Below are 17,489 nucleotides of genomic sequence, written 5' to 3' on the forward strand. Positions count from 1 at the left end.
GGCTCGGCGTCAGGAGACGGGGTCGAGGCAGGCCGCCGCGCGCTCCCGGGCGTGCAGCTGGGTGAGCCGGGGAAGGGCGTACAGGGCGGCGTGGGCGGTGACCTCGCCGGTGGGCGAGGTGACCGCCCCGGTGTCGGTGAGCGATTCGAGCGTCCGCAGGGCGAGGCGCTCGGGGCGGCCGAGCGCGGTGGCGGCCTCGGGGAGGGTGAACAGCAGGGACAGCGGCAGGGCGGCGAGCCGGGCGAGGGCCAGGCGGCCCTGGTCGGTGAGGTCCCGCCAGCCGGAGTCCAGCCGGGCGCGGACGGTGACGTCCCCGGCGACCAGTTCGTCCAGGGCCCCCGCCGGGTCCTCCAGCCGGGCCGCGTACTCGGCGAGCGGGAGGTGGCGCAGGACGGCGAGCCGGGTGCCGGCCACCCGTACGGCGAGCGGCAGCAGTCCGCAGGCGTCCACGATCCGGGCGGCGGCCGCACGGTCGGTGCCGAGCCGGCCGGTGCCGACGATGCGGCCCAGCAGGTCCAGGGCCTCGGCGGGCGCCAGCGGCGGGACGGCGACGCGGCGCACCGAGGCGAGCCCGGTGAGCTGGCTGCGGGAGGTGACCAGGACGGCGCTCGGGCCGGAGCCCGGCAGCAGCTCGCGGACCACGGCCTCGCCCGGGGCGTCGTCCAGGACCAGCAGCATCCGGCGCCCGGCGAGGGAGGCGCGCCACAGCGCGGCGGCCTGGCCGGGGTCGGCCGGGGCGCCGGTCGACGGAGTGGTGGTCGACGGAGCGGCGGCCGACCGGGCGGTGAGGGAGGCGAGTTCGGCCAGCACCTCGGGCAGCGGGCGCGGGGCGCCGTCGGCGGTTCGCAGCCGGACGAGCAGCCGGCCGTCCGGGAAGCGGTCGGCGAGCAGGTGGCCGGCGTGCACGGCGAGCGCGGTCTTGCCGCTGCCGGCCGGGCCCGAGAGCACCGCGACGCGCCCGCTGCCCTCAGCCAACTCGTCGATCAGCTCGCGCAGTTCGGCCGACCGTCCGGTGAAGTCGGCGGTGTCGGCGGGCAGCAGGGCGCCGCCCGGGGCGGCGGCGCGCTCCGCGCGGGCGGCCGCGGGCCCGGTCCGGCCGCGGGCGAGCAGCTCGCGGTAGCGGGCGGTCAGGGCGGGGCTCGGCTCCAGGCCCAACTCCCGGGAGAGCAACTGGCGGTGGGTGTCGTACACGGCCAGCGCCTCGGCCTGGCGGCCGCAGAGGTGGAGGGCGTTCATCCGGCCGGCCTGGAGGCGTTCACGCAGCGGGTGGCGCTCGGCGAGCTCGGCCAGCTCCTCGGCGACGGCCCTGGCGTTGCCGAGCTCCAACTCGGTCTCCGCCCAGTCCTCGTGGACGCCCAGGCAGTGCGTCTCCAGGCGGCGCGCCTCCGCGTCGACGGCGGGTGAGGAGCGCAGGTCGGCGAGCGGCGGCCCCTGCCACAGGTCGAGGGCCTGGCGCAGCAGCCGGGCGGCCGGGGCGAGCGCACCGCCGTCGGCGGCGGCCCGGCCGGCCCGGGCGAGGGCGCGGAACCGCAGGAGGTCGAGCTCGGGCTCGGCGAGCCGCAGCAGGTAGCCGCCGGACGAGTGGACCAGCCGGTCGGGCCCGTCCTCGCGGCCGAACAGGGCGCGCAGGGTGCAGACGTAGACCTGGAGGTTCTTGCGGGCGGTACGCGGCGGCTCCTCGGGCCAGACCGCGTCGGTGAGCAGGTCGACCGGGACGGCCGCGTTGGCCCGGCTCAGCAGCACGGCCAGCACCAGCCGCTGCTTCAACGGCCCGAGGGCCAGCGGGCGGCCGGCGGCCTCGCCGGTGAGCGGGCCGAGGACGGAGAAGCGCAGCCGGGCGGGGGCGGCGGGCTGGGCCAGGGGCATCGGCGTACCTCCGGGGCGTGGGCGGCGGTGGTGCGGGGATGGTTCGTGGGTGGTTCGCGAGTGGATCGTGGGTGGTCCGTCGGTGTGGCGCAGGCTACTTGACGGCCGGTCGGGGCTGAAGGGCACGGAATCGAGCTGGTTCGGTCACGCCGTCCGCACAACTCGGCCGCCCGGAGGTGTCATCAGCGGGTGCTCTCGTACGGGAGTACGGATGGCGTTCGGCAGGTCGCGCGCGGTGGGCAGCGATGGGCGGCGGTGGCGGTGCCCGGGCTGCAGGCGGCGCGCGGACGTCCGTGGGCCCTGGCGGTCGGGAGTGCGGGAGCGGCGGCGTTCCGGCGGTTCTCGACCGGGCCTCCGCGGCTTGGCGAGCGGGGCCCGAGCGGCGGCGACACCACGCGCGGACGGGGGCGGGGGGAGCGTCCGGCGGCAGGGCCGCTGAGCCGGACGGGCCGCCACGGCGACGCCCGCGCGCGGCCGGTGAGGTGCGGCTCGATCGACCCGAGCCCGCGGTGTCGACGGGGCGACGGCGCGCGGCCCGGTGGCGGCCGCAGATCAGCGCCCGTACTAGTGTCATGGGCGCGCCGCGGCCGGCGGTCGCCACCCGACCGGGCGGCACGGCCGGGTCTCGGCACGGTCGTGAGCTCTGGGGGCTGAAGCGGATGAAGATGACGTTCGGGCTGCTGGGCCCCCTGACGGTCGCCGTGGACTCCGTGCCGCAGGCGCTGCCGAGGGCCACCGTCCTGCGGGGGCTGCTGGGCGCCCTGCTGCTCGCGGAGGGGGAGCGGCTGCCCGTCGGGCGGCTGCTGGAACTGGTGTGGGCGGAGCAGGCGGACCGGATCGGCCGGGGCGCGGTGCACACCGGAATGTCCCGGTTGCGCACCTGGCTCGGGACCTTCGGGGACGAGACGGTCACCCTGGAGTCCGACGCGCAGGGCTACCGGCTGGCGACCGGGCCGGACGCGGTGGACCTCGGTCGGTTCCGCCGGCTCGCCGCCGACGGGGATCCGACCGCGGCGATCGCCCTGCGGCGCGGCCCGCTGCTGGCGGGGCTGGAGCGGCTGAACCGCGCGGACCCGCTGGTGGCGTCCGCGGAGGGCCTGGTGCGCGCCACGGTTCTGGCCCTGGCCCGGGAAGCCCTGGCCACCGAAACGACCGAAGCGACCGAAACGACCGGAGCGGATGGGGTGGCCGGGGCGGCCCGGGCCGCCGTTCCCGTCGTGTCGGCACTCGCGCAGGAGCACCCGTACGACGAGCCCGTGCACGCCGCACTGCTGGAGCTGCTGGCGGCGGACGGCCGGGCCGCCGAAGCGCTGCGCCGCTTCCAGTCGCTGCGCCGGCGACTGTCCGAGGAGCTCGGGATCGAGCCGGGCGAGCAGGTGCAGAACGTCTTCCTGACGCTGCTGTCACATGACCGCGAGGGCGCCCGCCCGGACCGCGGTCGCTCCCGAGTGCCCTCCCAACTGCCGCGCGACGTCACGGACTTCACCGGCCGCCACGAACAGGTGCGGCTCGTCCTGGACGCCCTGGCAGCCGGCCGGGTGCCGGTGATCGCCGGCATGGGCGGCATCGGCAAGACGGCGCTCGCCGTCCACACCGCCCACCGCGTCGCCGCCGACTACCCGGACGGCCGCCTGTACGCGGACCTGCGCGGCGCCGACGACTCACCCGCCGACCCCGCCGGCGTCCTGGCCGCCTTCCTGCGCGCCCTCGGCGCCGACCCCCGGGAGATCCCGGCCTCCCTGGACGAGCGCGCCGCGCTGTACCGCACCCTGCTCGCCGACCGCCGCACGCTCGTCCTCCTCGACAACGCCGCCGACGAGCAGCAGCTCGGGCCCCTGCTCCCCGGCACCCCGGCAGCCCCGGCGCACTCGGCAGATCCGGCAGACCAGGCGCTGGAGCCCCCGGCAGGCCGTCCGGCCGGTCCCCGCCCCGCCCGCCCCGCCGTCCTCGTCACCAGCCGTGCCCCGCTCACGGCCCTGCCCGGCGCCCGGCTCGTCGACCTCCACGAACTCGACGCCCCCCACGCCCGTACGCTGCTGCGCCGCATCCTCGGCGACCACCGCGTCGCCGCCGAACCGGTGGCCGCCGCCCAGATCGTCGACCTGTGCGGCGGCATGCCGCTGGCGGTCCGCATCGCCGGGGCCCGCCTGGCCGCCCGGCCCCGCTGGACCCTGGCCCGGCTCGCCCACCTGCTGCGCGACGAACGGCGCCGCCTCGACGAACTGGCCGCCGGGAACCTGGCCGTACGGGCCGGCTTCGCCGTCGGCTACAGCCGGCTCCCCGAGCCGACCCGCCGCACCTTCCGGCTGCTCGGCCTGCTCGACGCGCCCGACTTCGCACCGTGGGCCGCGGCGGCCGTCGCCGACATCCCCCTGGAGCAGGCCGAACGGCAGCTGGAAGAGCTGATCGACGCCCAACTCCTGCAGGAGACCGGCACGGAACCGCATCTGCGCTACCGCTTCCACGACCTCGTCCGGCTGTACGCGCGCGAGCACGCCGAAGCCGCCGACGAACCGGCCGCACGCACCGCCGCGCTCGAACGGGCCTTCGGCGCCTGGCTCTGGCTCGCCGAGCAGGCAGCCGACCAGGTGCCCGGCCCCTGCTTCGCGCCGATCCACGGCGCCGCGCCGCGCCACCCGCTGCCGACCGCCGTCACGGCAGCGCTGCTGGACGACGCGACGGCCTGGTTCGACGCCGAGCAGCCCGCCCTCAACGCGAGCGCCCGCCAGGCCGCCGCGCTGCGCATGGTCCCCCTCGCCTGGGACCTCGCCGCCTGCCAGGAGAAGTACTGCGACGTGCGCGGCCTGTACGACGACTGGCGCACCACGCACCTGGCCGTCCTCCAGGCCTGCCGGACGGCCGGCGACCACCTGGGCACGGCCGTCCTCACCCGCGGCCTCATCGAGGTCACGACCTGGACCACCCCGGCCGACGACACCCACACGGCCGTCGGCCTGACGGACGGCAGCCAGACGATGGTCGCCCTGGAGGGCCACGCCCGGCACCTGCAACGCCTGTTCGAGCAGGTGCGGGAACCGCGCGGAACCGCCGACGCCCTCGTCCTCACCGCCTGGAGCCTGGTGGCCCAGGGCCGCGAACAGGAAGCCCTCGACGCGGCCCGCCGCGCCCTGGACCTCGCCACCACCCACGACCACCCGGGCGGCCAGGCCCGGGCCCACCAGATCATCGCCATCGCCTACGGGGAGACCGACCTCGACCGCACGATCGAGCACCTCACCGAGACGCTGCGCCTCGCCCGGCTCATCGGCAACACCCGCTTCGAAGCGACCGCGATCCAGTTCCTCGGAGCCGCCCACGGCCGGGCCGGCCAGGTCGAACGGGGCGGCGAACTGCTCACCCGCTCCCTCGCCATGGCCCGCTCCCTCGACGACCGCTACGTCGAGGCGTTCTCCCTGCTCTACCTGGCCAGCCTCCACGCGGCCACCGGCGACGGCCGCGCCCGCGAGACGGTCACCGCCGCACTGGCCATCGCCCGGCGCTTCGACCTCGGACACCACCTCGCCCAGGCCCTCGGCATCCTCGGCGAACTGGACCTGGCGGCCGGCGACCACGGCTCGGCCGTCGCCCACCTGGAGGAGTCCGTCCTGATGTGGCGCGCCCGCGGCTGGCGCTCCTTCCTCGCCGACGCCCTCCGCACACTCGGCCGGGCCTACGAGGCGGCCGGGCTGCCCGACTCGGCCGCACACGTCCTCGACGAGGCCCGCGCGCTGAGCGACACCCCGACGCACGGGAACTGACACCCCCGTGCGGGGCTCACTCCGGCCTCACCGACCGCAGACCAATCGGTAAGCCATCGGTAAGACGCGTCCGCCTAGGCTCGACCCCCACGGCACAGGACAGGCACCCGCGACCCTCGAACCCGGTCGACACGCCTGTCCCATGCCCGCCCACGGGCTACCGGCCGGGTCCGCGCAGGGGACGGACCCGGCCGGAGGCACGTCCACGGACCCCCGGCCCGTCGAGCACCCGGCCTCCCTCGGCCTCGCCGCCGACATCCGATCGACATCACGCCGCCGACGCCGCGCCGACGCCGCGCCCACCGCGCAGGCGGCGGAGGGGGAGCAGGGCGAAGCTGCCGGTGGTCCTGCCGCTCGGCACCCGCGCCACGGCCCTAGCGTGAGGTGCGGCGCCGGACCTGCCGAGGCGCCGCAGGAGAACCACACCGCGCCGTCAACTCCCCTCTGTCCGGAAGGACTTCAGGCCCTCTCATGTCCAGACTCCGCTCCCGGGTCGCCGCCCTGGCGGCCCTCGCCACGGTCGGCTTCGGCACCCTCACCACGGGCATCGCCCACGCCGCCCCGACCGTTCCGGCGGCCGCTCCCGCTGTGGCCGCCGCTCCCGCCGTGGCCGCCGCGCTGTCCGAGCCCACCCACATTCCGATGAACAGCCTGCTGAACCGCAACCAGGCCTGGTACTCGCCGAACGGCCACATCGTGCTGGCCATGCAGGGCGACGGCAATGTCGTCCTGTACCGCGACACCACCCCGATCTGGGTGGCCAAGGGCGCCATCCCCAACGGCAACATCCTGGCCATGCAGGGCGACGGCAACCTCGTCGTGTACGCCGCCGACAACACCGCCCTGTGGGCCAGCAACACCGGCGGCCACCCCGGCGCCGAGCTGACCATCTACAACGAGGGCGCCATAGCTGTCCAGCTGAACGGCAAGGTCCTCTGGACCTCTGCCCAGTCGACGCAGCCCCTGCCGCCGTGCCCGCCGTGGGGCCCGCCCTACCCGGGCCAGATCACCTGGCCGTGGTGCCCGGTCTGGCCGTTCCCGAGCTGACCCCACCCGGACGGCCGGGCGCCCGGCCGGCGGCCCGGCTGCCGCCCGCGCCGATCCCCGGCCCTCAAGTCCGGTGAGGCGCCCGCGAGCGGGCGCCTCACCCCGGGTCGGTGCCGCGTCAGGGGGGCGTGTCACGGCGGCGACGAGGACGGCGTTCCTCCGTCACCCCAGGGCCGCGTGGAGGAACCGGAGGATCTCCGCCCGGGCGGCCTCGGCCTGCGGCTCCACGCCGGGCAGGGCGAGGAACGCGTGCTTCGCGCCCGGGTATTCGGTGAGCCGCACCGGCGTGCCGGCCGCGCGCAGCCGCTCGGCGTAGCGGCGGCCGTGATCGGCGAGCGCGTCATGGGTGGGCACCACCACGAGCGCGGGGGCGAGCCCGCTCAGATCGTCCGCGTACAGCGGCGAGCATGCGTCGGCGCAGGCTCCCGGCTGGACGGCCAGCCGCTGGACGAGCCGCAGTTGCGGCAGGGCGCGGGTCGGGCCGGCGTACTCGGCGAACGAGGGGTAGTCCTCCATCGTCGCGGTCACGTCGGTCGCGGGATTGACCAGCACCTGCGCCTTGAGCTCCAGGCCGGCCTCCCTGGCCCGAATGGCCGTCAGGGCGCTGATCAGCCCGCCGCAGCTCTCGCCGAAGACGGCGGTGCGCGCCGGGTCGACGCCCCACTGCGCGGCGTGCCGCAGCACGTGCCGGAGCGTGTCCCAGCCGTCGTCGGCGGCGTCTGCGAGCGGGCTGTCCGGGGCGAGGAGGCGGTGCTCGACCGAGACGACGAGCGCGGGCAGGTGGGCGGCGAGGTGGCTGTTGGCCCAGTCGCACTGCGCGGCCGTGCCGACGAAGCCGCCTCCGTGGACGTGGAGCACGAGTGGCAGGTCGGTCCGGGCGGCGGCCTCGCCGTGTCCCGTCGGCGCCGGCCGGTACACCCGGACCGGTAGGCGGCGGCCGGGCAGCTCGATCTCCTGCCAGTGGATCAGGGCGCCGGCGTCCGGCTTTCCGAGGATCGCCTTCGCCGCGTCGGAGGCACGGAAGCCGTTCTCCGCGTCGCGGTAAGCGATCAGTTCCTCGGTGGTGATCGCGGAGAAGTCCGGCTCCGGCGGCCGCTTCCCGGTGGTGGTCCCGCTCGTGTTCGCGGTGGTGGTCTCGCTCATGTCCCCTGCTCCCCTCCCGGCCGGATGCCGGGTGTGTCGTTTGCGGTCGGGCATCACGTTGTCCTCATTATGCACGCAGTGCGTGCAACGACAAGCGCAACGCCAAGCGCAACGCCAAGCGCAACGCCAAGCGCAACTCCAAGCGCAACGCCAAGTGCTACGGCAAGCGCATGGGTTAGGCTGAGCCCGGACGTGAGCGCGGTGAGAGGAGCGGGATGACTGGCCGACGGCGATGGTCGACCGAGGAGATCCTGGACACGGCGGCGGACCTGCTGCGCACGGGCGACGCCGAGACGTTCAGCGTGCGCAAGCTCGCCGCCGCGCTCGGGACCGACTCCTCCAGCCTCTACCGGCACTTCCGCAACAAGACCGAACTGCTGCGCGCGGTCGCCGACCGGATCCTCCTGGCCGCCATGGACGGCTACCGCCCCGAGGGCGACTGGAGGCAGCGCATCAGCGCCCTGGCCCTGCGCCTGCGCGAGGCCTTCGGCGAGCAGCCCCAACTCGCCGCGATCTGGGGGCGCTACGCGTCCAGCGGCACCGGATCCAGGCTGGTCATGGAGGAACTGCTGCAGGCCCTGCGCGCGTCCGGCCTGCCCGACGGCGAGGTCCCGGCGCGCTACCACCGCCTCGTGGTCCTCCTCGCCGCGCTGATCGCGGCCGAGGCCGGCATCAGCACCGTCACCGCCGAGGAGTACGAACAGGGCATCGAGCTGTTCCGCGTCGCGGTGCTCGGCGCCGATCCCGAACGCTTCCCCGCCCTGGCCCACTTCGCCCGCGACGTCCGCCCGCTCGGCGCGGACCGCCGCGCCGCCTTCGAGGAGATCCTCGCCACCCAACTCGCCGACATCGAGGCCCGGATCCCCTGACGCGGCCCGCCCGGCCGCCCCGCGGGCGGGGGTTCGACGACGGGTCCTAGAAGGACCGGAAGACTCCGGCGGGGTCGAGCCGGGCGGCCTCGGCGACGTCGGCGATGTCCAGGTTCGCGATCGACAGGTTCGCGTGGATGTCGTGGACGGCGGCGGGTACGGCGCGGACCGATGCGCCGTACGCCTCGAACTCCTCGTCGCTCTCGCACTCGTCCCTGGTCAGGACGGCCACCACCAGCAGCGGGTGGTCCTGGTCGCGCATCGTGGCGCGGTCGGCGAGGAAGACGACGCTCAGGTCCTCGTCCGCGGACACGGCGGCGACCACGTCGTCGGCCGTGGCGCCGGACCAGGCCGGATCGTCGACGAGGTGGACGACAGGGTCGTAGTCGCCGTCGCCCCACGGCTTCGACAGCTCGGTGCACACGGCCCGCCAGGCCGGCTCGTCGCCGAAGTCGGTTCTGATGATCAGCGCCGCGGACTCGTCCCGGTCGGTCACAGGGGGCAGCACCTTCGGGCTCCGCTCTCTACAGGTGGTGGGGCGCGTCTTCCGGGGCGGGTTCAGCTCTGGACGGCCGCGGCGGGCACCCCGTACGCCCGGGCGGCGGACTCGGCGATGTGACTAGGCGCCACCCTAGGGCCCGCCGGTTCGTTCGCACCAGTCCATCTCCCGGATCGGAACACCACCGCAGTCCGGCTGCGGGGACTACCGGGCGTGTGCCTGGTCGACGGGCCGGCGGAGTGCGCCGTGGAACACCTGCCGCGCTGCCGACGTCAGCCGGTCAATCCGTCGCGCCTACCCCGTTCGGGTGAATGTTTGTCCGCCGATCGATGGAACGGCGCCGGGCCGCCGTAGCCTCGGGGGCGGCCCGCCGCCATCGAGGTGCGCGAACCGATAGGAACCGCGCGAACCATGCCGCCACCCACGCGCGATCCATGCGAAGCCGCAGGAATTCCAGGAACTCGCCGACCCGGGTCCCACCGGTCCCATCGGACCTCTCGGACGCGCCCTCCCGCCGCAGGCTCCTCAGGATCGGCCTCGGCCTCGGCGCCGCCGTGGGGGCGGGGGCCCTCGGTCCGGGCGCCACCGCGGCGATCGCCAACGGCCCGTACGACCCGACCAGTCCGACGATCGCGACCAAGGTGAAGAACCTCAGCGGGCCGGCCGAGACCGGGCCGTTCGCCTCGCCGTGGACCGACCTCGGCATCCCCGTGCGGTGCCCGGACGGCACCATGCTGTTCGTCTGCGGCGACACCTTCGACGGCGACCAGGTGGGCGCCGCCGACTGGCGCGCCCCGGTCGGCCTGCGCTCCGGCAGCTCGGACCTGAACAACCTGCGCATCGACGGCAGCGTCGGCGGCGGCCACGCCAACAGCCTGGTCGACGAGCCCCACAACCCGGTCGGCGACAAGTTCACGACGGCGATCCCCTCCGACGTGTTCGTCGTCGACGGCGTGATGTACATGCACCTCATGCGCGGCGTCATCTACGACACCCACCACACCGACTTCTGGCGCTCCACCGACAACGGTGAGACCTGGGAGTACCTGTGCCAGTGGGCGGGCGACCTGTACGGCGGCCAGTTCCAGCAGAAGACGTACGCCGTGGCCGACGACGGCTACTGCTACGTCCTGTCCACCGTCTTCAACCGCGAGGTGGAGTCGGGAATGCTGCTGCACCGGGTGCGGAAGGACAGCCTCGGCAATCCGGACGCCTACGAGCCGTGGGGCTACGCCGACGGCGGCTGGCGGTGGAACGCGCCCGCCCCGACGACCGTCTTCGGCACCCGCCGGTGGGGCGAGATGTGCTTCCGCGCCATGGACGGCAAGTACGTCCTCACCTGGCTGAACATGGATCCGCTGTCGATCAGGGCGATGGTCTTCCCGCTCCCGACCTCGGACCTGACCAGGACGCTGGAGCAGGCCATGATCCTCCCCGGCAGCCCGGGCCAGGAGGCCGGCAACCTCGTCGCCAGCCCGTACGGCGGGTTCGTCATCCCCGGCTCGACGTTCGGCAACTTCCACATCGTCGTCAGCCAGTGGTACGACCCGACGAACTACCGGATCATGCAGTACCGGATCAACATGCTGTCCTGAGCCGGTACGGGGCGGCGGCCGGCCGGTTCTGCCGCCGTAGACTCCGCGGGCGGGCCTTTCGTCCCGTCGGCGAGGGTCCTGCGGCCCCTGTCGGGGGCCGGACGCGGCTGCCAGGGTGGGGGAGGGCGGACGGGGCGTCAGCAAGACCGGGGCCCGCACACCTCCCATGACCACCTGACGGGCCATCGACCTGACGGGCCATCGCAAGGCTCCGGCCCGCTGGGCGGGAGTCCGATTCCTCCCCGGCCCGAGGGTCGGGGTTCTCTTGGAGGCATACCGATGAGCGAGCCAACCGAGCTGACGTCGACCGTGCTGGCCGGGGTCGACGGCTCGCCGCAGAGCGCCGCCGCCGCCCACTGGGCCGCCGAGGAGGCGGTGCGCCGCGGCGGAACGCTCCGGCTGGTGCACGCCTGGCCGCGGCTGACCGACGGCGTGTCCGCGTTCGCCGAGCCCGACGACCTGCCCGATGCCGTCCAGCGGACCCTCGCCGAGGCGGCCGAGGACGTCCGCGGGCGGCATCCGGAGCTGGCCGTACGGACCGACGCGGTCCTGGACGCGCCGGTCGACGGCCTGGTGGCCGCCGCCGCGGACGCCGAACTGCTGGTGCTCGGTTCGCGCGGTCGCGGCGGCTTCACCGGGCTGCTGCTCGGCTCGGTCAGCAGGTCGGTGGCCGGGCGCAGCGGCGTGCCGGTGGTCGTGGTGCGGGACGCCCACGAGGGTGCGCAGGGCGCGGCCGAGGTGGTGGTGGGTGTCGACGCGCACAGCCCGGAGGCGGACGTGCTCGACTTCGCCTTCCACGAGGCCGCGCTGCGCGGCGGCAGGATCCGGGCGGTGCACGGCTGGGACCTGCCGCCGGTGTTCGGCTACGCGGGCGGGGTCGTCCCGGCGGGCGAGGTCGCCCAGTTGGAGGCGCTGGAGGCGAAGCTGCTCTCGCTCGCCCTGGCCGGTCCGCGCGAGCAGTACCCGGGCGTCGCGGTGGTCGAGGACGTCCGCCTGGGCGCGGCCCGCGGGCTGGTCGAGACGTCGGCGGCAGCCGCGCTGGTCGTGGTCGGGCGGCGCAGGCGCGCGGGCGAGGTCGGCCCCCGGCTCGGCCGGGTCGCGCACGCGGTGCTGCACCACGCGGAGGCCCCGGTCGCGGTCGTCCCGCACGGGTGACCAGCGGGCCGGGCAGGCGGCAGGGCGCATGTCCCTGCCGCCCGCCGGGACCGCCGCGCAGGGCGCAGGAGGTAACGGCCCCGGCGGCTCAGCGGCCCGAACCCTGGAAGCCGCTCAGCGCGGCCGCTCCGCCGGTGCCAGCACCTGTGCCCTGAGCCGGAGTTCGGGGCTGTGGCGGAACGTGAGGGTGAACTCCACCCACTGGCCGGCCCGCAGCGGTGGCGGGTCGGCGATCATCAGGTCGGCGTCCTCCGGGGACATCGCCAGCTCGCCGCCGCTCGGCACGGCCAGGGCCGTGGCCGGTTCCCAGCGGCCCGCCGCGCCCTGGTGGAGGTGCCGCTTCAGGGTGATCCGACCGCCGAACTGCCAGCTCGCGCCCGTCAGTTCGTCCGGTATGTCGCCCGGGTTGCGAATGGTGAAGAAGGCCGCCGTGGCCGTGGCCGCGCCCGCCGTCGGCAGCAGGACCCAGCCGGGCCCGGCCTCCACCGGGCGGGAGCGGCCGGCTCCGCCGACCGCCGTCCACCCGGTGAGCAGGACCAGTGCCAGCGCCGCCGCGCCGACCGGCGGGCCGAGGACCTTCAGCCGTTCCGTTGCGCTCATCGCCGCGCCCCCTTCCGTCGCGCGGAACCGCCCCGCCCCGGTTGCCAGGTGCGCAGCCGCAGGCTGTTGCCCACCACGAGCAGCGAGCTGAGCGACATCGCCACCGCCGCCAGCATCGGGTTGAGCAGTCCGACCGCCGCCAGCGGGATCAGCACCAGGTTGTAGCCGAAGGCCCACAGCAGGTTGGCCCGGATCGTCGCGAGGGTCTGCCGTGCCAGCCGGACGGCGTCCACCACCGCCTCGATGTCGCCGCGCACCAGGGTCAGTCCGGCCGCGCCGATCGCGGCGTCACTGCCCGAGGCGAGGGCCACCCCGAGGTCGGCGGAGGCCAGCGCCACCGCGTCGTTGACGCCGTCGCCGACCACCGCCACGGTCCGTCCGGCGGCGCGCAGTTCGGCCACCACTTCGGCCTTGCGCTCGGGCGAGGCCGAGGCGTGCACCCGCTCGATGCCGAGCTCGGCCGCCACGGCCCGGGCGGCGCCGGGGCCGTCCCCGGTCAGCAGCACCGTCTCCAGGCCCAGCCCGCGCAGCCGGTGCAGCGCCCGCCAGCTGCCCGAACGCAGCGTGTCGCCGACCGTCAGGACGGCCGCCGGCCGTCCGTCCAGTTCGACCACGACGGCGGTGCGGCCGGCGGCGCCGGCTGTCGCGACCGCCTCAGCCAGTACCGATGCCGATGCCGAGGCTGATGCCGGGGCTGATGCTGATGCCGGGGGCAACACGGTGTCGTCCGGCCGGACCACCCGGACGGCCCGGCCCTCGACGGTCCCCGACACCCCGAGCCCGGCGGCCGCCGCGAAGCCGTCCACGGCGGGCAGGGCCCCGCAGCGCTCCCTGGCCGCCGCCGCGACGGCCCGGCCGATCGGGTGCTCGGAGCGGTGCTCGACCGCGCCGGCGAGCCGCAGCGCCTCCACCTCGGTGACGCCGTCGGCCGTGGCCACCGCGGCCAGCTCCATCCGGCCGGTGGTCAGCGTCCCGGTCTTGTCCATCACCACGGTGTCCACCCGGCGCAGGCTCTCCAGCACCTCCGGGCCGCGCACCAGTACGCCCAGCTCCGCGCCCCGCCCGGTCGCCGCCAGCAGTGCCGTCGGCGTCGCCAGTCCGAGCGCGCACGGGCAGGCCACCACCAGCACCGCGACGGCCGCCGTGACCGCGGCCTGCGGGGCCGCGCCCGCGCCCAGCCAGAAGCCCAGCACCGAGGCCGCGACCGCGAGCACGCAGGGCACGAACACCCCGGCCACCGCGTCCGCCAGGCGCTGCGCCCGGGCCTTGCCGGCCTGGGCGTCCACGACCAGGGCGGTGATCCGGGCCAGTTGGGTGTCCGCGCCGACGGCCGTGGCCCGGACCACCAGCGCGCCGCCGACGTTCACCGTCGCCCCCGCCACCGCGTCCCCGGGGCCGACCTCGACGGGCACGCTCTCCCCGGTCAGCAGGCTCAGGTCGAGCGCCGAACCGCCCTCGACCACCACCCCGTCGGTGGCCACCCGCTCGCCCGGGCGCACCACGAACTCCTGCCCGGGCAGCAGCAGTTCGATCGGCACCAGACGCTCCTCGCCGTCCGCCTCCCGCAGGCACACCTGCTTGGCGCCCAGCTCGGCCAGTGCCCGCAGCGCGGAGCCGCTGCGCCGGCGCACCCGGCTCTCCAGCAGCCGCCCGGCGAGCACGAACAGCGGCACCCCGACCGCCGCCTCCAGGTACACGTGTGCCGCGCCGCCGCCGTCGGCGGTCAGCGAGAACGGCATCCGCATGCCCGGATCGCCGGCGCCGCCGAGCACCAGGGCGTACGCGGACCAGCCGAAGGAGGTCACCACGCCCAGGCTGACCAGGGTGTCCATGGTCGCCGCCGCGTGCCGAAGCCCCTGCCAGGCCCGGCGGTGGAAGGGGGCCGAGCCCCAGGTCACCACCGGGACGGCCAGCGCGAAGCAGACCCACTGCCAGGCCGCGAACTGCAGCGAGGGCACCATGGACAGGGCCAGCACGGGGACGGCCAGGAGGGCGGTCACCAGCAGCCGCCACCGTTCGGCCGGCTCCTCCTCCGCCACCCCGACCGGCGCTCCCGCGGGTGCCGGCTCGGCGGTGTAGCCGGCCCGTTCGACGGCGGCCACGAGATCGGCCACCGGCACCCCGGCCGGGTGCAGCACCCGGGCCCGGCCCGTCGCCAGGTTCACCCCGGCCGTCACCCCGTCGATCCGGGCCAGCCGTTTCTCGACCCGGCCCACGCATGCCGCGCAGGTCATCCCGCCGACCGCCAGGTCGGTGGAGACCAGGGCCCCGGCACCGGTCCCCGCGACGGCGCTCACCGCATCCCGTCCATGCCGTGCCCGTCCATCCCGGGGGACGCCGGGCTTCCGCTGCCCGGCCGCAGCCCGGGCGCCACCGGCCCCACCTGCCGGCCCGTTCCGTAGGCCACCACGAACACCACCACCAACAGCAGGGCGAACCCCGCCAGCACACTCAAGGGCCGGGCTCCCGGCGACTTCGCACTCACCCACCAGCAGTCGGACGGGCAGCGCGGTCGGTTCCCGTACGTTCCGAAATCCTCGCGCGAATAATTCGGATGACGGCCCGCGGCCGTCCGGGTAGCGTCCGGGACGGCGCCTCCCGATGCGCCCGGCCCCGGTTACTTCCTGACCAAAACAAGTGCCGCCGGTGCCACTTCTGATCCCGGGAGGCGCCTGCCTCCGCGTGCGCTCCCACCGCTCCGACTGTTCCCACCGCTCCCACGCCTCCCAGCCCAGCCTGACCACCCACCAGGGGGACCTCTGCATGACCCGGTTCAACCGCCAACGGACCAAGGCCGACACCAGGGCCGAGATCCAGCGAGAACTACCGGGACTCACCAGGCGCGGCGTGTCCTCCCCGCTCGCCACCGACGGGCAGTGGCCCGTTCCGGAGGTCCGTCACCTCCGGTGGCCACCGCCGCCGGTCATCTCGCGCCGGGCGACGGGCCTGGGCGGGGCGGCAGGCGAGGCCGGTACGGTCGCCAACCACCAGGGCGGCGCCGGATACGTCCGGGAGCCGAAGGCCGAGCTGTTCCTCCTCGCCGTCTCCCACCTGTACGGACAGGAGAGCTTCTACGAGGCGGCCGCCGAGCGGGACGAACGCTACGTCCGCCTGATCCGCGAGCACGCCGTGAGCGACCCGCGGTGGACCCTCGGCCTCCTGCACTGGCTGCGCACCGAGGCCCGCATCCGGACGGCCGCCGTCGTCGGAGCCGCCGAGTTCGTCCACGCCCGGGCCGCGGCCGCCGCCGCCGGGTGCTCCCGCCAGGCCGTCGACGCGGTGCTCCAACGACCGGACGAACCGGGCGAGTTGCTGGCGTACTGGACGTCCCGGTACGGCCGTCGGCTGCCCCAGCCGCTGCGCCGGGGCATCGGCGACGCCGTCCGCCGCCTCTACACCGGCCGCGCCCTGCTGAAGTACGACACCCCCTCGCACGGCTTCCGCTTCGGCGACGTCCTGGAGCTGACCCACCCCGCACCCGACCCGGCCAAGCCCTGGCAGGGCGCGCTGTTCCGGTACGCCCTGGACCGTCGCCACCACCCGGAGCACGCCCTGCCGCCCGCCGACGAACACCTGCTGGGCGCCCACCACGCGCTGCTCGCGGTCCCGACGGCGGACCGCCGCGCGCTGGTCACCGAGCCCGGCGGCGCGCAGCGCCTCGCGGCGGCCGGGATGACCTGGGAGGCCCTGGCCGGCTGGCTGCAGGGCCCGCTGGACGCCGCCGCCTGGGAGGCCGTCATCCCCTCGATGGGGCCGATGGCGCTGGTGCGCAACCTGCGCAACTTCGACCAGGCCGGGGTCTCGGACGAGGTGGCGGCGGAGGTGGCCCGCCGGGTCGCCGACCCGGAGGAGGTGCGGCGCTCCCGGCAGTTCCCGTTCCGCTTCCTGGCCGCCCACCGCGCCGCGCGCTCGCCGCGCTGGACCGACGCCCTGGAGACCGCCCTCGGCCACTCGCTGGCCAGGGTGCCCGCGCTGCCGGGCCGCACGCTGGTGCTGGTGGACCGCTCGGGCTCGATGTTCGACCAGCCGTCGGCCCGGACCCGGCTCAACCGGGCGGACTCGGCCGCCATCTTCGGCACCGCGCTGGCGTTGCGGGCCGAACAGGCCGACCTGGTCCAGTTCGGCAGCGACAGCCGGGTGGTCGAACCGGAGCCGTCGGTGCTGCAGACCCTGCGGCGCTTCCGCAACCTGGGCGGCACCGCCACGGGCTACGCGGTCCGGACGCACTACCGGGGCCACGACCGGGTGGTCGTGGTGACCGACGAGCAGACCCACTGGTCGCCGTACGGCGTCTTCGCGCCCGTGCCCTCGAACGTCCCGGTCTACACCTGGAACCTGGCCGGCTACGCCACCGGTCACACCGCCCCGGGCCCGCACCGCTACACCTTCGGCGGGCTCAGCGACGCGTCGTTCGAGCTGATCCCGCTGCTGGAGCGTGGCGACGCCGCCGCCTGGCCGTGGGAGTGCGGTGGGAGCGAGGCGGGAGCGGCGCTGGGAGCGGGGTCGGGGTCGGGGTGATCAGGGCCGCACGCTGCGCGGTCCGGTCACGTCGGCGCCCAGCGCGCCGACGCGGGCCCGCAGTTCGCGGTCGGCGGTGACGACCAGGCAGGGCCGCTCCGGGTGTTCGGCGCGGGCGGCCCGGACCAGCTCCACGATCCGGTCGTCCCCGCTGCCGCTCGCCTCGACCACCCGCACCTCGGGCCGTCCGGCGACGCCCCGGGCCGCCCCCTCCACGACCAGGACCACCTCCAGCGGCCCCGGCCGGTCCGGCACGCCCCGCGCGGCGACTGCGACCAGCGCGTCGCGCAGCCGCTCGGCAGCGCCCAGCCGGTCCCGCCACCAGCCGTCGGGCACCGATCCGACCACGTTCGCGCCGTCCACCACCAGCAGCGGCGGCGGCGCGGCCTCGTTCTCTCCCATGGCCGTCAAGCCTGCCACCGCGGGCCGCGTCCGGGCC

Annotated in this window: 13 protein-coding genes; 6 read left to right on the forward strand and 7 right to left on the reverse strand. The window is 75.8% G+C overall.

The features are described from left to right. Nucleotides 1-9 precede the first annotated feature (9 nt). Nucleotides 10-1,866: an AfsR/SARP family transcriptional regulator gene (locus AC0B61_RS09340; RefSeq protein ID WP_471740010.1), complete on the reverse strand. Its 1,857-nt coding sequence runs from the start codon at nucleotides 1,864-1,866 to the stop codon at nucleotides 10-12. A gap of 659 nt (nucleotides 1,867-2,525) precedes the next feature. Here AC0B61_RS09340 and AC0B61_RS09345 point away from each other — a divergent pair. Together AC0B61_RS09345 and AC0B61_RS09350 are read left to right on the forward strand one after the other, a co-directional pair. Next, nucleotides 2,526-5,624 carry an ATP-binding protein gene (locus tag AC0B61_RS09345; RefSeq protein WP_471740011.1) on the forward strand — a complete coding sequence of 1,033 codons (3,099 nt, stop codon included), beginning with the start codon at nucleotides 2,526-2,528 and terminating at the stop codon, nucleotides 5,622-5,624. A gap of 471 nt (nucleotides 5,625-6,095) precedes the next feature. Further along, nucleotides 6,096-6,671, forward strand: a complete 576-nt coding sequence (locus tag AC0B61_RS09350) for a hypothetical protein (protein WP_471740012.1) — start codon at nucleotides 6,096-6,098, stop codon at nucleotides 6,669-6,671. A gap of 162 nt (nucleotides 6,672-6,833) precedes the next feature. On the opposite strand, the gene AC0B61_RS09355 is transcribed toward AC0B61_RS09350, so the two are convergent. After that, entirely contained in the window at nucleotides 6,834-7,814 is a 981-nt protein-coding gene (locus tag AC0B61_RS09355; protein ID WP_471740013.1) for an alpha/beta hydrolase, read from the reverse strand. 215 nt (nucleotides 7,815-8,029) lie between these two features. On the opposite strand from AC0B61_RS09355, the gene AC0B61_RS09360 reads away from it, so the two are divergent. Continuing rightward, the gene (locus AC0B61_RS09360; protein ID WP_471740014.1) at nucleotides 8,030-8,683 is read left to right on the forward strand and encodes a TetR/AcrR family transcriptional regulator; all 654 of its coding nucleotides are present in this window, start codon (nucleotides 8,030-8,032) and stop codon (nucleotides 8,681-8,683) included. A 46-nt stretch (nucleotides 8,684-8,729) separates the two neighbouring features. On the opposite strand, the gene AC0B61_RS09365 is transcribed toward AC0B61_RS09360, so the two are convergent. Further along, nucleotides 8,730-9,179, reverse strand: coding sequence for a DUF6924 domain-containing protein (locus AC0B61_RS09365; protein ID WP_471740015.1), 450 nt, complete (start codon nucleotides 9,177-9,179; stop codon nucleotides 8,730-8,732). Nucleotides 9,180-9,616: 437 nt separating this feature from the next. Between AC0B61_RS09365 and AC0B61_RS09370 the strand changes: the two genes are divergently transcribed. Both AC0B61_RS09370 and AC0B61_RS09375 read left to right on the forward strand, forming a co-directional pair. Beyond that, nucleotides 9,617-10,777 (forward strand): DUF4185 domain-containing protein, encoded by a 1,161-nt coding sequence (locus tag AC0B61_RS09370; RefSeq protein ID WP_471740016.1) that lies wholly within the window; start codon nucleotides 9,617-9,619, stop codon nucleotides 10,775-10,777. Nucleotides 10,778-11,056: 279 nt separating this feature from the next. Next, on the forward strand, nucleotides 11,057-11,932 hold the full coding sequence (locus tag AC0B61_RS09375) for a universal stress protein (RefSeq protein ID WP_471740017.1): 876 nt from the start codon (nucleotides 11,057-11,059) through the stop codon (nucleotides 11,930-11,932). Between the two features lie 114 nt (nucleotides 11,933-12,046). On the opposite strand, the gene AC0B61_RS09380 is transcribed toward AC0B61_RS09375, so the two are convergent. From AC0B61_RS09380 to AC0B61_RS09390, 3 genes are read right to left on the reverse strand one after another with little or no spacing between them, the layout of a single operon-like run. After that, complete coding sequence (locus AC0B61_RS09380) at nucleotides 12,047-12,532, reverse strand: copper chaperone PCu(A)C domain-containing protein (protein WP_471740018.1); 486 nt, start codon at nucleotides 12,530-12,532, stop codon at nucleotides 12,047-12,049. Then, entirely contained in the window at nucleotides 12,529-14,829 is a 2,301-nt protein-coding gene (locus AC0B61_RS09385) for a heavy metal translocating P-type ATPase (protein ID WP_471740019.1), read from the reverse strand. Before AC0B61_RS09385 ends, AC0B61_RS09380 begins: the two co-directional genes overlap by 4 nt. Next, nucleotides 14,826-14,987, reverse strand: coding sequence for a hypothetical protein (locus AC0B61_RS09390; RefSeq protein ID WP_471740020.1), 162 nt, complete (start codon nucleotides 14,985-14,987; stop codon nucleotides 14,826-14,828). The genes AC0B61_RS09385 and AC0B61_RS09390 overlap by 4 nt, the downstream gene beginning before the upstream one ends. Nucleotides 14,988-15,295: 308 nt before the next feature. Here AC0B61_RS09390 and AC0B61_RS09395 point away from each other — a divergent pair, with 308 nt between their 5' ends. Continuing rightward, nucleotides 15,296-17,050, forward strand: coding sequence for a TROVE domain-containing protein (locus tag AC0B61_RS09395; RefSeq protein ID WP_471740021.1), 1,755 nt, complete (start codon nucleotides 15,296-15,298; stop codon nucleotides 17,048-17,050). Here AC0B61_RS09395 and AC0B61_RS09400 read toward each other — a convergent pair whose 3' ends face one another. After that, nucleotides 17,051-17,452 (reverse strand): PIN domain-containing protein, encoded by a 402-nt coding sequence (locus AC0B61_RS09400; RefSeq protein WP_471740022.1) that lies wholly within the window; start codon nucleotides 17,450-17,452, stop codon nucleotides 17,051-17,053. It lies immediately after the preceding gene. Between the last annotated feature and the right edge of the window lie 37 nt (nucleotides 17,453-17,489).

This window comes from Kitasatospora sp. NPDC023385 (assembly GCF_055664045.1).

Excerpts from the sequence above, each read along its gene's own strand:
- AC0B61_RS09355 (WP_471740013.1), bottom strand. The coding sequence starts at position 7,814 with ATGAGCGAGACCACCACCGCGAACACGAGCGGGACCACCACCGGGAAG.
- AC0B61_RS09380 (WP_471740018.1), bottom strand. The coding sequence starts at position 12,532 with ATGAGCGCAACGGAACGGCTGAAGGTCCTCGGCCCGCCGGTCGGCGCG.
- AC0B61_RS09350 (WP_471740012.1), top strand. The coding sequence starts at position 6,096 with ATGTCCAGACTCCGCTCCCGGGTCGCCGCCCTGGCGGCCCTCGCCACG.
- AC0B61_RS09340 (WP_471740010.1), bottom strand. The coding sequence starts at position 1,866 with ATGCCCCTGGCCCAGCCCGCCGCCCCCGCCCGGCTGCGCTTCTCCGTC.
- AC0B61_RS09375 (WP_471740017.1), top strand. The coding sequence starts at position 11,057 with ATGAGCGAGCCAACCGAGCTGACGTCGACCGTGCTGGCCGGGGTCGAC.
- AC0B61_RS09395 (WP_471740021.1), top strand. The coding sequence starts at position 15,296 with ATGACCCGGTTCAACCGCCAACGGACCAAGGCCGACACCAGGGCCGAG.
- AC0B61_RS09370 (WP_471740016.1), top strand. The coding sequence starts at position 9,617 with ATGCGAAGCCGCAGGAATTCCAGGAACTCGCCGACCCGGGTCCCACCG.
- AC0B61_RS09345 (WP_471740011.1), top strand. The coding sequence starts at position 2,526 with ATGAAGATGACGTTCGGGCTGCTGGGCCCCCTGACGGTCGCCGTGGAC.
- AC0B61_RS09360 (WP_471740014.1), top strand. The coding sequence starts at position 8,030 with ATGACTGGCCGACGGCGATGGTCGACCGAGGAGATCCTGGACACGGCG.
- AC0B61_RS09400 (WP_471740022.1), bottom strand. The coding sequence starts at position 17,452 with ATGGGAGAGAACGAGGCCGCGCCGCCGCCGCTGCTGGTGGTGGACGGC.